Source organism: Flavihumibacter fluminis, assembly GCF_021491375.1.
Lineage (GTDB): Bacteria > Bacteroidota > Bacteroidia > Chitinophagales > Chitinophagaceae > Flavihumibacter > Flavihumibacter fluminis.
This window is the reverse complement of sequence record NZ_JAKEVY010000005.1, coordinates 35,660-49,275: the sequence shown is the minus strand read 5'-3', so window position 1 is coordinate 49,275 and position 13,616 is coordinate 35,660. Positions and strand designations below refer to the sequence as shown.

Here is a 13,616-nt window from a genome sequence, read left to right as displayed (position 1 = left end):
GGAAAGGTTTATTGTTATTATAGTTAATGCTGGGATTAAAGCCGGATGAATTCAACCCGTCTGTTTTGAGCGCGACCTGCTTTGGTTTGATTATCGCCAACCGGATCAGTTTCTCCTTTTCCATCAGTCTCGATCCGCGATGCTTCAATTCCAAAATTTTCCACCAGGTATGCTTTTACGGCGGTTGCTCTTTTTCCTGACAACTCCAGATTACTGGCATCATTGCCGTCACTATCTGTATGACCAACAATTTTGATTCGAACAGCTTCTGCTTTTAGTACCTCAGCAAGCTGTTTCAGTACACCATTGCTTTGTTCTTCAATACGTGCGGATCCCTTTTCGAATAAAATTCCGGTAGTAGAAAACCTACCTTCATTGAGCAGTTTATGACGGGTATCAGGCAGCCCTTTTGCCATCCTGATATTACCAACGGCATACCCTACTTCAGCTTCTTCACCACCATATCGCCTTACTACTAAATAGAATTGATTGATGCTTGTATTGGGTGCTATCGCTTTTGGCAGATCATAGAGCTTGGTGCCATCCAGCCAGATTCGCAACCGCTCTTTCTGCACCTGCATCGATACATGCAATACCCGGTTGAAATATTCCTGTAATTTTCCATATCGCTTCAAATCAGTATTCAGGTATTTTGATTGATTCTGAAACGTATATAAATGCAATTGTGAATCATTATTTCCAAGTGGCTGGATATTCAATTCAGTAGCAAATGTTTCAGTATATCCCTTTAAGAGTTCATTCGCCGTACCCGAATAGTTTCCGGAAGCCAGTACGCCAAACGCAAATACCGGAAAGGGCGCTTTGGGGTTGGTCTGCTTCATGATCAAATCAAACTCAACAGTAAAATTCTCCGATAGGGAATCCGTATTATCTGTCAGATAAGTAGCATTCTGAAAAAGCTGTACCCATTTGCCTTGAAACCCTTTTATGGTCACAACTTCTGCAGTACCATTGGTATTCCAGTTGATCGGTAATTCTCCAACCGGATCAGAACTGAAATCATTGAAATATACCAATTGCTCACCAGGAATAAAATCAAACCTGGACTGTGTTTTTAATCCATTGTTTGCTTCTGACTTTTTTTCTTTGGTGGTATCTGCAGGTTGTACAGCATCCTTACCACCTGATTCAATTTCATCGATCGTTTTATCGATAGCGTTATCAATATGACGATCAACACGCTGGTTGACCTTTGCTGTTGTTTTTGATTTTACTTTATTCAGTATCCTGGTTTGCGAATAGCCGACAAGCGTTATTCCAAAACATATAGAGAGTATTGCGATCCGCTTCATTTTACTTTCAATTTGGAAGGACAAATTTGCTTTGATAGCATCGCTGAAGCAAGTAGAATAGTCATGAACTGTGGTTTTCAGTACATGAAACGGAATACCATTTTTACTTTTCATTTCATACAGAACAATTGACGGTTCATGTAAGTCTGGATTTTTCTGCACAGACGCTGTAATGATATTTGTTCCCTAAACCTTATTACATGAAATTATCAGGCCTGCTCCTGGTGCTCTTGATTTCTATTTGCAGCAACGGACAAACAAATAAATCCACCCCAGTTCCAACCACTGTTGATGTAAACCAATTGCTGAAAATGAGTCCCGAAGAAAGGGAAGCCTACAAGCAAAAACTGATTAGCCAGGCTTCTCAATTGGCTCCAGCTGCTTTCCCCGAAATGGAATTAAAACCACCCGTGAAAGACATAAAAAGATTATCCCTCATTCCTTCCCGTCCACCCAACAGGCAGGAGATTACCACCAGTCTGCAACAATCCATACAGCAAATAAAAAAGGGTATTCCTGCTCCTAAAATTGAAGCAATTAACCAGCAGGTGGAATCTCTTACTGTTGAGCAAATCGATGATAAAGCGATTGCATCCTTTTACCAGGACAAACCCGAAGAAGGATTGCTGTTATTAATGGAAATCACTAAAAGGGATCCGGATGAAATTAATAGTTTGAACAATCTTTCTTCCATGTTAACCATGTGCGGAGTAGAACAGAAAGCGATTCCGCTATTAATGTATGCATTGGAAAAAGTCCCTAACAGTAGTACACTCTTAAATAATATCGGGCAGGCCTATATGGGACTCGGTGATATGCAAATTGCCATGAATTACTTTAACCAATGCCTGGCAATCGACGAGTTGAATCCAGAAGCCAATCATAGCATGGGAATGATTCATTACTACAAAAAGGAGTACGATAAAGCGATGCAATACTTTGAAAAGGAATTAAGTGTATCCTTAAGAAGATCAACCTTGGCCATGGCTTACAAAATGGGAAAGAAATTCAATGTGGGAGCGATTGCACGCAATCGGAACAGATACAAAGGCGCTGGTGAAAAAGATTATTTTGAAGAAATCACGCTTGGCAAGTTTTCCTTACCAGCTTTCCCTTCCACCACCAAAGAACTGGCGGCAAGAAAAAACGAACTGCAGACCTATGCAGCCAGCATCCAGGCAGAAATGTTATTCTGGATGAACAATGCCCAGCAGGTTAATTTAGCTGCCAGCCTGGATGCAGATGCGTATCCGGGCTTATATGCCGACCTGGTAGAAGCCATGCTGGAAGAACTGGGCAATGAATTTACACCGGAATACCTGATTCCGTATGGAGAAAGTGAAACCGCATTAGTGACGGAAATCATCAGCAGGAATAGCCATGCAATTACAAGAGTTGAATGTCCGGAAGCCCCTGCCGGTAGCAGTATCAAAGTACAGCAGGAATTTGCCATAGCCTGTTGTGAAAATCAAAAAAGACCATTGGCCGACAAACTGATGGGAGAATTGGGCAGCCAGGTAAAACCAATTTTTGACCTGGGCGTGCAGCGATGGAAATCTTATATCAACCAACTGGTTACCATCGTACAACTGGATCCCTCTCCTGCTAACCAGGCGATGGTCTACAATGCCGTTTCCGGGTATTTTAGTTTTCTGAACCTGGCGATGCTTATGTACACGGGAGGTGAAATAACGAATTTACTGGTCGATTGTGTTCCGGACTACAAACCAACTGATCTTGATAGCCTGGTACAAGCCGACCGCGAATGGAAAATGAATTGTCCGTCCTGGCTAAATCTTGAAGTAGACCTGGGTGGTGCTTCCATCAAAGCTGATTGCAATAAATATGCAATCGAAGCCGGTGCTGCGGTGATGGGAGGATTTGAACATGAGTTTAGAACCGGCAAATCAACCTTACTAATCGGTGTTGGGATTAAAGACAAACTCGCCAAAATCCTGAAGATCGAAGCTAAGTCGCAGTTTTATATCAGTTTTGATAACAATAAAGAATTCAGTGATTTCGGAATTCGCAATACCTATAAACTCGGACTCAACTTCAATCCGCTACCAATAGGAGGTATTAAAGTTGGCGCCAACTATGGAGGCATTGAATCAGTCAACAATAAAAGTTTACTTACAGGATCCGATGATTATAAAGTAAGCAGGAAGGGTGTTGTAGCCGCCTTATTCGACTAACCCATTCGCATATGTTGAGCCAGTTGTTTAGCTGCTGCATCACCTTCGGATTCCAGCCTGGTTATTATCCGATCGCGCTCTGTTGCTGTTTTATTCTGGCTCAACTTTTTCTTGCCCTGTAAATCTGTAACGAGTATTTCAAAAGCTACTATGCCCTTCATCATTCCGTTACGGTATTTATCAGAAAGTCCGTTCCACTGTTCCAGGTAGGAGGGTTCAACTTCCCGAATCATTTCTTCCAGCAGGGATAGAACCTGTTTTTCCTCCCTGATAAGGGTAGCAGTTCCATATGCATGAACAGCCATATAATTCCAGGTAGGCACCGACTCGCGTTTATCATATTCGGCCGGAGAGATATACGCATGAGGTTCTGAAAAAATTATCAGAGAAGGGGCTGAAGTGATTGCTGTAGCCTGTTCATTGGCAGCAGCAAAATGCGATCTCAGCAACAGTTTACCCTCCTGTTCAACCACCTGGAAAGGCAAATGGGTGGCAATAGGCAGCCCCTCTTTCACCGTAATGATCGTTGCAAAGCTGTATTGCTTCATAAAACTTATCATGTCGGTAGCATGCTCAAACCGGAAAGCAGCAGGTGTATACATATCGCTGAGATTAGGGCTGCAAGTTCCAATCTTAATGGATTATATTAGTAGTCCATTTAGCAGATAATGAGTAGTCCATTAAAAATAGTCTGGTTTTCAAATATTCCACTTGATTCAGCTGCTGGTAAAGCAATTTATTTGCAACTGGCGGATGGCATTATGAACCTCATCAGGAGAGGGAAACTTCAAGCGGAACAAAAAATTCCATCCACCAGGGAACTGGCAGAGATATTGAATATAAACAGGGTTACCGTTACCAAAGCGATCGTAGAATTGCAGCAACAGGGATGGCTCGAATCTTTTGTTGGTCGGGGCACTTATATCTCCAAACATATTCCGATTCAAATTCTACCAGCTAATCATTCATTGCCGCGAAAAAAAGCAGCAGGTACATCTCCGGTTGAACTAAGGGCCAATAAACTATCTGCTAACAATTACCAGGTTATAACAACCAAATTGTATTTGGATGACGGTTACCCGGATCCGACTTTTGCGCCGCTGAAGGATTTTTATCGGGCTTATCGGAGTCAGCTTACCAGGTCCGGACTCTATACCCGGTTCGGAGCATACAGTCATCCACATGGATCAGTTTATTACCGGAAGATTATTGCTGACTATCTAAACCATACGAGAGGACTAAACACAACATCGGAAAATATCCTCTCTACTAGAGGCACATTGATGGCCATTCATCTTGTTTGCAGCACGCTGATCGAACCGGGTGATTTTATTGTATCAGGTATTCCCGGCTGGAACCGGGCCGAACAAAATTTCCTTCATGCAAAAGCCAACCATATTGGCGTACCAGTTGATGAACATGGAATTGTGGTAGATGAAATTCGTAAGCTTTGTCACAGGCGAAAAATCAGAATGGTATATGTTACCCCACATCATCATTACCCTACCACGGTCCCATTACGCATCGACAGGCGACTGGAATTAATTCAATTGGCCAATGAGTACGGATTCCTGATTTTTGAAGATGACTATGATTTTGATTTTCATTACAGTCACCGTCCCTTATTACCATTAGCAAGTACTGATGAAAATGGCGTTGTCCTCTATGCAGGATCTTTCAGCAAGAATTTTTCTCCAGCCTTCAGAATCGGTTACCTCGCAGCATCCGAAAGTATCATTCAGCAACTTTCCAACTATCGGATACTTGTAGACCGGCAGGGTGATCATATTCTGGACAATGCGATGGCTGAACTCATTCAACAGGGTGTGCTACAACGATCCATCCGTAAAGCAGTAAAAGTATACAAAGAAAAAAGGGACCTGTTTGCTGAGCTCCTCTCCGATAAGTTAGGAGATACTATTCAATTCACTCTTCCCGAAGGCGGAATGACTATATACACCAGTTTCGATCCCAGCATTGACCTTGAAAGACTATCTGCCGCTGCCCTAAAAAAAGGGCTCTACATTTCCAATGGTAAAATCCACCAATACCAAAACTACAACACCAACTCCATACGCCTCGGCTTCGCCTCCTCCACTAAATCCGCTCTCACCCGCAGCGTCAATATTTTACATGATTTATTGCTCCAAAAATAAAAGACCTGTGTTACCCACAGGTCTCCCTATATCCCGTCTCCTGTCCCCCGTCTCCTATTTCCTTTCTTCCATTCCTCCTTTCCTCCCTTCCTCCTTCTTCCTCACCTCCTCCACAATCCATGCCCCCACTTTCTTTCCCATCTCCAGTCCTACTTCATTATCCGTGCGAAAATGAATTCCACCCTGAAACCTGGACTCTGCTCCATCGATTGCACGCTTGCGGAAATAGGCAGCATCCGCAGGAAAAAAATGCGATAAGATTTCCGCCATCACACTTCCAACCATTGCATGTCCGGATGGGTAACCAGGAAAGGGCGGAGAGAAAAACAATACCGGTTTAAAGCTGGTATCATACTGATCCGGACGTGTACCCCAATAGGTATATTTGGCATCCCAGCAGGAAATAAATCCATCATACATCCCCATTGCGGCAGTGGCATAAATCAAGGCTGCTTTTGGCGGATTCAGATGCAGATTGTGCTCAAAAATTTTCTTCTCCAGCATATCAGACCAGAAGGATTCAGTAGCAAAATAAAAGGCATTGGCAGTTGAACCGAATCCGGGTTTAAATGCTTTCAGTTCCTCCATGTCTTTGGCAAAATCAGGAGGCGGACCCGGACGAAATTGATTAGCCGACTTTAGCATCACTGTTTTAGACAATCCCGCATTGGCAAACATAGGAGTGCCCTGCCAGATATGTTTTCCTTCTGGTCTTTTGCCATCCCATTTAACTGCCGGTGGAAAATCTTTTACATACTCCAGCTCCTGCTTTGCTATGTTTACACCCAATTCAAATCCTGCTTTTGTATCACTTGGAAAGGCCTGTCCCGCTGCCACTCTCGACTCCATAACACGTTCAGCCAGTTTCATGGCAGAATCTGCCAGGTGAGGGTAATAGGTTCGCAGTACCGTAACTGCAACCCCTGCTGCTACCGAACTTTCGCAGGGATAGGATGGAGATTCCGATGCAGGACCAAATCGCTTTACCCGCTTATCCAATACTGCCGGACGGGCACGATTGTATTTGTACTTTTCTTTCCATGCCACAATGGTAGCATCATAAATAGCAACCTGCATAACCATTGCCGAAACAGGACCGGTTTCGCCAGCATCAGAAGATAACCACAGATCCTCGATCCAGTTAATCCATCTGTAACCAGGGGCACCGGCACTCCAATACTGTATATCAGCCAATAATTCTGGTGACATGGCAGCCTGTTTGCTAAGCACGGCAGCCAGTTCCGTTTTACCAGCAGGTGGTGCTGGTAGTGTAGCAGCCTGATTCGACTTAATAAAGAAAGTTGGCCAGCTGGCAACAGGATTTTCAGATTGACAAATAGCTGGAACTGGTAAGAGTAGTACAACCAGCCAACTCAAATAAAATGATTTCATGTGAAGGTTAATTTTCATCTAACCTACTGTATGCTTTTACACAAAATTGACAGCGTCAACAGACAACTGATTGGAGGCTACCAACCCGAATGGAACCATTGGTAGCCCTTACGATGTTGTTCATAGACAAGGAATCAGGTTAAAGCTGGAATTATTGAAAGGGAAGAGATTTATCTTTATTTTAAAGCATTAACTGAACTGGTTTGTCTTCAAAAATTAACTGGAAACTGTATGGCTGGATAACCTTGTCACTCATTTGCCTGAGGTGGCTTGTTTATATTCCGCAAGACATGGAAAATGCATCCGCCATTTTCTGGAACCAGGCCTGGTGGTTATGTTTCATTACAGCCGTCACCATTCTGTTTTATGAATACCTGCTTCCCTACATAAGAAAAGGGATTCTACAGGCGATACCGGCTATTTTATTAACCATTTTTCTTTTTACCGCTGGTGCCAGTCTGTGGCGATATCTAGGGATCGGAATAGGTATCCATACACCGCTTGGAAGTCCGGAAAATTCAATGTCATTAGGTGATCATATGGCCAATAGCCTCGGGGGATTTCTGTATATTTCCATCATCCGGCATTTTTATCGTTATACACAACTGAAGTCAACGGCCAAACAATTGCAGCTTGCCAAACAGGCGGCTGAACTGAATTACCTTAAATCACAAACCAACCCGCACTTCTTATTTAATACCCTGAATAATATTTACGCACTGGCATTACAGAAATCGGACAGAACAGCGAGTTCTGTTATGCAATTATCCAAAATCCTTCGTTTCATGTTATATGAAACCAATACCCCACTCATCCCCATTGAAAAGGAAGTACAAATCATACAGGATTATATTTCATTGGAAAAATTGCGCTACGATGAACAACTCACAATCTGTTTTGATATAGATATACAACAGCCATCAACCCGCATACCGCCACTTTTGTTGATTCCCCTGGTTGAAAATGCTTTTAAACATGGAAGTGCGGAAACAATAGAAGCTCCTTTTGTACGGATTCGATTAACAGTCTTTAACGACCAGCTCAATTTTGTTGTTCAGAATTCAACGGGAGATGGTTCACCGGATGAGCCAATTAAAGAAAACATTGGCTTATCGAATATTCGGAGGCAACTTGAGTTGTTATATACAGATTACAAAATTGCTTACAAAAAAGAAGGAACTGTATTCAATGCTCACCTGTACATAAATACCAAAACGCATGTCTAGCATTTCCTGTATTGTAGTAGAAGATGAGCCACTGGCCGCAAAGATTCTAATAGATTATATTGATCAACTTCCTTCCCTGGAATACAAAGGGCATTTTAAAAACGCCTTACTGGCAACCGAGTTTCTACAAAAAGAATCCGTAGATCTTATTTTCCTGGATATCCACCTGCCCAGGTTAAAAGGCATGAATTTTCTGCGAACCTTACAAAAGCGCCCCCAGGTAATCATCACCACTGCTTATCATCAATACGCAGTAGAGGGTTTCGAATTAAACGTAGTCGACTATTTATTGAAACCAATAGAGTTCGATCGCTTTATCGCTGCTGTGAACAAGGTCAGACAAAACAATGATAAAAATCCACCCGCCGGCGTGCCAGCGCCTGAAAAAGATTTTCTTTTCATTTCTGTTCAAAAGAAAAAAATCAAAGTATTGCTTTCCGACATCTTATTCATTGAAAGCCAGCGGGAATACATCCGGTTCGTCACAACCAATACCGAATACCTTACCAAAATGAGCACTACTGAAATTGAAAGCCGCCTACCTGCTTCTCAGTTTCTCCGGGTGCACCGATCCTTCATTGTTTCCATCTCCAAAATTGATTCCTTTACAGCGGAAGAAGCAGAAATCAAGGGCCATACCCTCCCTATCGGCAGAAGCTACCGCGATAAGCTATCCCAACTATTATCGTGAATGAATTCATCAGGAAAAGGCGACCCACCAAAACAGGACAGTAACATACGTCCAGAACAGACTGAAAAAAACATGTACTGCTGTTTCAAATCTTTTTCCTTTCCAGTTCACAGAAGAATATCCAGTAAACTGAACAATCCATCTGATAAACCAAAACAAACCGATACCAGCAGCCAGTCTTTTTCCTAAGGTTGTTTCGGTAAGTTCATTTGCACTTGATATACATAAGACTCCCATTAACAGTACCGTTAGTGCAATAAAAAAAGTATGAACAATCATCATTTCTCGATTAATGATACTCAACCCTGCCAGTTCTTTTTTCCAATTGAAATACCTTGGAAAAATCAGATGTAAAAGCGCCAGCATTATAAGCGCGATTCCTACAATTTGAATTTGCTGAATCATTTTTTTGTCAATATGAATAGACTAATGAAAACTGTTTGTTTTTCCTCCCGCTCCAGTTTCAGTTCGGCCAGTTCAAAACATTTTATCCAGGCAGCGTGAGAATGGAAATGGAAAAACCCAATGGTGTAGGCCAGGAAATTTGGCAGATCCCGAAGGTGCTCCATAACAATAATTTTTCCACCTTCGCGAAGTACCCGTTTTAACTCTAAAAAGAACAAAATACGTTCTTTTGGATTTCTTATTTCATGGGCGGAAAGAAGTACAAATATTATATCAAATTGCTGATCACCATAAGGCAAATCAGATGTATATACTTTCAGAACTTCCGGTTTAGGCGGATAGATTTTCCTTGCTCTTTCGATAGAAGGTTCGGTATGTAGCCGGGGATCATAAAAATCCGCCATCGCAAATCGGAGGAATGGAAATTTATGTTGTAGTATCTCCGTGGTTTCATCAAAACCGGCATTTACAGTGAGTGCAGATCCGGCTTTTTGAAAATCCAATCCATCCAACCAGCCAAAATCATATAGGCTCGAACGATCATAGATATAATGAGATACCACAAGCGAAACAAGCATTCCACCTAATGCTGCCAAAGCAGCTGCCAGCAGGAAATAAAAAATCAATCCGGAAAAATAACCAGCTATTCCAATCACCAACAAGATTACAATACCGGCAACTACATAGAAAGGCCAGTTAAAGCGAACAATATTCCAAACTCCCTGGTAAGATTTTCTGTTTAGCTCCATGTATCTTTTTTTCCTTTTTTCCAGTAATAGGGAATTTCTCTTATCTCAAATGCATTCGCCAATACCGGAGTTTCTAAACCAAGGGTTTCCAGGAAAGGTATTTCATACTCCAACACCTGGATAGGTTTGGGAGTCCAGTTGCTTCTTACTCCTTCAACTATCAATACTTTCTTTTCTCTTTCGAGATAACTGAAGGTAAAAGGTAAGGGTCCGGCGAATCTCCGAGCCTCTTTCCAGTCGGAAAATGGTGAATGTATGGGCAATGGTATTTCCTGTTCAACCCGTCTGAACTTTACCAGCAATCCGGATGAATCAGACTGTATAAGTTGAGTATCCTTTTCCCGTTGAGGCCTGATATCAATTGTGTGGTACTTGTATTGCGTGAAGATCGAACCCAGCCACTCCATCTTTTTTTTATCTGTTTCAGATCTCAGAATATACAAGCCCCGCAAACGTTTTCCTTCGCTGGTTTTATAACGAACAAAAATCCGGTACCCGATCAGAAAAAAATCATTTCCCATAAATGCGGGAAAGCCTTTGGGCCGCAATTTCCTGGTTTGCACCATCGCTACTGCAATGAATCCATATTGCTCCTTTAGCAGATCCAGCTCCAGGCAAGGAGGTATCAGTTGAATCAGTTGCTCTTTCGGAACAGCGAAACTGAGCACTACCGAAGAATCAAAATAGGCTTCTACAGCAAATGGGTGGGATTTGAGGAATTGCATCATGCTAGGAATTGGTTGCTACTGGTTTGCCGATCACAAATTCAGTAAAATAAATGAGCGCGATAAAGAGTAGCGCGAATACACTGTTCCAGCTGCCCCACAGCAGAAGATCCCTGGCCAACAAGTATTCCAGCAAATTCATACTGGCGACCAACAGCATTTGAACAATTGCTGCCAGCCTGGATTGAAACCGACTAATTATCCATATCGCAATTCCAATTTCTGATAATCCAATTAGCAGGGTTAGCACCCTTGCTTCCTGCAATTGCAGCACCCTTGCAACAATCGCTTCATGCCTTGGAACACCGTTCAACACTTTACAATACAACCCATTTATCAACCACACCAAAGCAATTACTACCTCCAATATTCTTTTCATAGAATTTCCTTACACCCCAATATAATACAAAAGACCTGTGTTACACACAGGTCTCGTAATTTCTTCCTTCTCACGTCTCACGTCTGACGTCTCACATCAAAGCGTCAGCTCCACCCCCGCTGTCACAAACGCCGGCATACCTACTCTGATTCCCTCGGGCCTGCGACTCGCGATATATCTTTTATCACCCAGGTTCTTCGCACTGATATTGAAGTTCACCTTTTTGTTCAACTGATAATAGGCAGTTCCATCAAACACCATTCTGCTATCAATGCGACCAATACGCCCATTGGCAGATGGCGCCACTGTATTCAACTCATCCGCAAACTGTTCACCTACATAATTGGCAAAGAATCGAATTCCCAGTCCGCCTTTAGACTCAAACCCAACTATACCATTCCAGATAAAGGAAGGTGCATAAGGCAGTTTATTATCGCGGATATTGATCTTTTCCGTTCCACTGGTGATAAAACGATCCGCCGAATACACACTCTTTACATAGGTGAAATTGGAACTCAATTGCAGACTGTGTTTCCAGTTTAATGCTTTACCAAAATCCAGTTGCACAGCAGCTTCCACTCCGGTGTGAGCAGTTTTACCACCATTCGCGAGTCCGGTTGCATTGGTATTGCCGCTCGACTGCGAAATCGGAATGATCTGGTTGTCAAAGTCCATTCTGAAGAAGGTCAGCTCGCCTTCTATCCAGTTAGCATGATTAAAGCGTAATCCCAATTCAAAATTCCAGCTCTTCTCTGCATCCAGATCAACTGCAAAACCAGTTGAGGTGATGGCATCCTTGGTTCTCGGAGGAGCAAATCCACGATGTACTCCACCAAACAAATTCAAACTTCCATTCACCACATAATTAAATCCACCACCAGGAATCACAGCAAGCACATTTTGCTTCGCCAATACATTCGTATCGGCCACTACAGTTGCACCATTCACCGGAAAACGTCCTCTTAAAATACGGCGATTGTAATTGAAGCTTTCCAGTCGCACACCTGCATTAACAGTAAAACGTTTGGTAAGAGCCAGCTCATCCTGAATAAATCCACTCAATGCATGCCCGCTCCGGATTTCATTATCGCGCATATCCCCGGCCGTTGCATCTGCTTTTTTACCAATTACAAATTGCTCTCTCGCTTTCTCATACAGGTAGCGAACCCCTGCATTGAGTTTATTTTCTTTATCACCAATCTTTCCTTTAACAGTAAGGCGAGGCTCCACTCCCATCACTTCAAATTGCCGGTTGCGATGCCCATTGCTATTCAGCATATAAATTGCTCCTCCAGCTACTGTACGATCACCCCAAATCACCCCGGTTTGATTGGCTGCAGTAGAAGAATAACTAAAATCCTGACGCTGCCAGTTTCGGTTAGTGGTATAAGCAAATGCCGTAGTCTGCAAATTCACACGCGGATTGATTTGCAGGGAATGTGTCACGCTTAAATTATACCTGCGTACAGGCAGGCGATCATCCGGTGCCAGTCGCACATAATCAGATCCACCGGCATCATACATCGATTGCGTAATGCCTATATAAGTAGAATTGGAGAGTTCATCATACACGCCGAGTTTCATCCCGATAGAAGATTTTTCACTCAGCTGAAAACGCAGCTTGGCACTGAGGTCGTTAATTCTAAACCAGGTTGGACCAATATTATCTGCCTGCTTACGCAGGTAACTTACATTGAATCCCATATTGCCAACAGTGTTGCCATAACTGGCATAGGTGGAGAAAAATCCTCCCTGGCCACCTTTCACACGCAATTCTGTTCTTTCTTCTGCCGGAGGATCAGCTGTAATCAGGTTTACCACAGCCCCAATGGTTTGCGGTCCAAACTGCACCTGACCACTACCCTTCAATACTTCAATGGATCGCACTTTATCAATCACCGGTGTGAAATACATTTCTGGCTCACCATAAGGATTCAGGGCAACAGGCACACCATCTTCCAGTATCAGCAAATTGCGACTGCGATCCGGATCCAGTCCACGTACACCAATATTGATTCTTAAACCAGCTCCTTCCTCGTCCACAATATTCAATCCGGGTACCCGGCGCATTACATCATTTCCGCTGATAGGAGCCAATTGCTGAATCTCCTTAAACCGAATGATGGATACCGATCCTGGTACCTTTGATAATAATTTGTCTTTATATCCAACCACCAGCACCTGGGGCATTTCCTGTTCTTTTCTTGCTGTATCTGCTGCTTCCTGGGCCATTCCCGCAACTGAGACCAGCAGCGCCATTCCACTTAATAATCCATTCTTTATCATATCAGTTTCTTTCGGCCGCAAAGATCAAATACACCAAAATTTATGGTTTACGCAATGCGGAAAAAGCATTTACGAAATGCGGAAAAATCTGTAAATGAC

The 13,616-nt window shown here is 42.8% G+C and carries 12 protein-coding genes; 4 read left to right on the top strand and 8 right to left on the bottom strand.

What is annotated here, in order from left to right; translation table 11 throughout:
- Positions 1 to 35: 35 nt before the first annotated feature.
- On the bottom strand, positions 36 to 1,313 hold the full coding sequence (locus L0U88_RS17855) for an OmpA family protein (RefSeq protein WP_234867782.1): 1,278 nt from the start codon (positions 1,311 to 1,313) through the stop codon (positions 36 to 38).
- A 200-nt stretch (positions 1,314 to 1,513) separates the two neighbouring features.
- On the opposite strand from L0U88_RS17855, the gene L0U88_RS17850 reads away from it, so the two are divergent.
- Entirely contained in the window at positions 1,514 to 3,508 is a 1,995-nt protein-coding gene (locus L0U88_RS17850; RefSeq protein WP_234867780.1) for a tetratricopeptide repeat protein, read from the top strand.
- On the opposite strand, the gene L0U88_RS17845 is transcribed toward L0U88_RS17850, so the two are convergent.
- Complete coding sequence (locus tag L0U88_RS17845) at positions 3,505 to 4,110, bottom strand: FMN-binding negative transcriptional regulator (protein ID WP_234867779.1); 606 nt, start codon at positions 4,108 to 4,110, stop codon at positions 3,505 to 3,507. The two genes, L0U88_RS17850 and L0U88_RS17845, sit on opposite strands and share 4 nt — an antisense overlap.
- A gap of 66 nt (positions 4,111 to 4,176) precedes the next feature.
- Here L0U88_RS17845 and L0U88_RS17840 point away from each other — a divergent pair, with 66 nt between their 5' ends.
- Entirely contained in the window at positions 4,177 to 5,664 is a 1,488-nt protein-coding gene (locus tag L0U88_RS17840; RefSeq protein ID WP_234867777.1) for an aminotransferase-like domain-containing protein, read from the top strand.
- Between the two features lie 54 nt (positions 5,665 to 5,718).
- On the opposite strand, the gene L0U88_RS17835 is transcribed toward L0U88_RS17840, so the two are convergent.
- A complete protein-coding gene (locus tag L0U88_RS17835; protein WP_234867775.1) occupies positions 5,719 to 7,056 on the bottom strand; it encodes a vanadium-dependent haloperoxidase in 1,338 nt (445 codons plus the stop codon).
- Positions 7,057 to 7,346: 290 nt separating this feature from the next.
- Here L0U88_RS17835 and L0U88_RS17830 point away from each other — a divergent pair, with 290 nt between their 5' ends.
- Together L0U88_RS17830 and L0U88_RS17825 are read left to right on the top strand one after the other, a co-directional pair.
- A complete protein-coding gene (locus L0U88_RS17830; protein ID WP_234867773.1) occupies positions 7,347 to 8,282 on the top strand; it encodes a sensor histidine kinase in 936 nt (311 codons plus the stop codon).
- On the top strand, positions 8,275 to 8,973 hold the full coding sequence (locus L0U88_RS17825; RefSeq protein WP_234867772.1) for a LytR/AlgR family response regulator transcription factor: 699 nt from the start codon (positions 8,275 to 8,277) through the stop codon (positions 8,971 to 8,973). Before L0U88_RS17830 ends, L0U88_RS17825 begins: the two co-directional genes overlap by 8 nt.
- Positions 8,974 to 8,982: 9 nt before the next feature.
- Here the strand turns inward: L0U88_RS17825 and L0U88_RS17820 are convergent, their stop codons facing one another.
- The 5 genes from L0U88_RS17820 to L0U88_RS17800 all read right to left on the bottom strand — a co-directional run bounded on the left by L0U88_RS17820 (position 8,983) and on the right by L0U88_RS17800 (position 13,517).
- Positions 8,983 to 9,378: a hypothetical protein gene (locus L0U88_RS17820; RefSeq protein WP_234867770.1), complete on the bottom strand. Its 396-nt coding sequence runs from the start codon at positions 9,376 to 9,378 to the stop codon at positions 8,983 to 8,985.
- Positions 9,375 to 10,127 carry a class I SAM-dependent methyltransferase gene (locus L0U88_RS17815; RefSeq protein ID WP_234867768.1) on the bottom strand — a complete coding sequence of 251 codons (753 nt, stop codon included), beginning with the start codon at positions 10,125 to 10,127 and terminating at the stop codon, positions 9,375 to 9,377. Before L0U88_RS17815 ends, L0U88_RS17820 begins: the two co-directional genes overlap by 4 nt.
- Entirely contained in the window at positions 10,118 to 10,855 is a 738-nt protein-coding gene (locus tag L0U88_RS17810) for a DUF2071 domain-containing protein (protein WP_234867767.1), read from the bottom strand. Before L0U88_RS17810 ends, L0U88_RS17815 begins: the two co-directional genes overlap by 10 nt.
- 1 nt (position 10,856) lies before the next feature.
- Complete coding sequence (locus L0U88_RS17805) at positions 10,857 to 11,231, bottom strand: DoxX-like family protein (RefSeq protein ID WP_234867765.1); 375 nt, start codon at positions 11,229 to 11,231, stop codon at positions 10,857 to 10,859.
- A gap of 96 nt (positions 11,232 to 11,327) precedes the next feature.
- On the bottom strand, positions 11,328 to 13,517 hold the full coding sequence (locus L0U88_RS17800) for a TonB-dependent receptor family protein (RefSeq protein ID WP_234867763.1): 2,190 nt from the start codon (positions 13,515 to 13,517) through the stop codon (positions 11,328 to 11,330).
- Positions 13,518 to 13,616 lie beyond the last annotated feature (99 nt).

What these genes read in the sequence shown, in the direction of transcription:
- L0U88_RS17805 (WP_234867765.1), bottom strand. Translation starts at nt 11,231, where the DNA reads ATGAAAAGAATATTGGAGGTAGTAATTGCTTTGGTGTGGTTGATAAAT.
- L0U88_RS17825 (WP_234867772.1), top strand. Translation starts at nt 8,275, where the DNA reads ATGTCTAGCATTTCCTGTATTGTAGTAGAAGATGAGCCACTGGCCGCA.
- L0U88_RS17845 (WP_234867779.1), bottom strand. Translation starts at nt 4,110, where the DNA reads ATGTATACACCTGCTGCTTTCCGGTTTGAGCATGCTACCGACATGATA.
- L0U88_RS17820 (WP_234867770.1), bottom strand. Translation starts at nt 9,378, where the DNA reads ATGATTCAGCAAATTCAAATTGTAGGAATCGCGCTTATAATGCTGGCG.
- L0U88_RS17830 (WP_234867773.1), top strand. Translation starts at nt 7,347, where the DNA reads ATGGAAAATGCATCCGCCATTTTCTGGAACCAGGCCTGGTGGTTATGT.
- L0U88_RS17815 (WP_234867768.1), bottom strand. Translation starts at nt 10,127, where the DNA reads ATGGAGCTAAACAGAAAATCTTACCAGGGAGTTTGGAATATTGTTCGC.
- L0U88_RS17835 (WP_234867775.1), bottom strand. Translation starts at nt 7,056, where the DNA reads ATGAAATCATTTTATTTGAGTTGGCTGGTTGTACTACTCTTACCAGTT.
- L0U88_RS17840 (WP_234867777.1), top strand. Translation starts at nt 4,177, where the DNA reads ATGAGTAGTCCATTAAAAATAGTCTGGTTTTCAAATATTCCACTTGAT.
- L0U88_RS17800 (WP_234867763.1), bottom strand. Translation starts at nt 13,517, where the DNA reads ATGATAAAGAATGGATTATTAAGTGGAATGGCGCTGCTGGTCTCAGTT.
- L0U88_RS17810 (WP_234867767.1), bottom strand. Translation starts at nt 10,855, where the DNA reads ATGATGCAATTCCTCAAATCCCACCCATTTGCTGTAGAAGCCTATTTT.
- L0U88_RS17855 (WP_234867782.1), bottom strand. Translation starts at nt 1,313, where the DNA reads ATGAAGCGGATCGCAATACTCTCTATATGTTTTGGAATAACGCTTGTC.
- L0U88_RS17850 (WP_234867780.1), top strand. Translation starts at nt 1,514, where the DNA reads ATGAAATTATCAGGCCTGCTCCTGGTGCTCTTGATTTCTATTTGCAGC.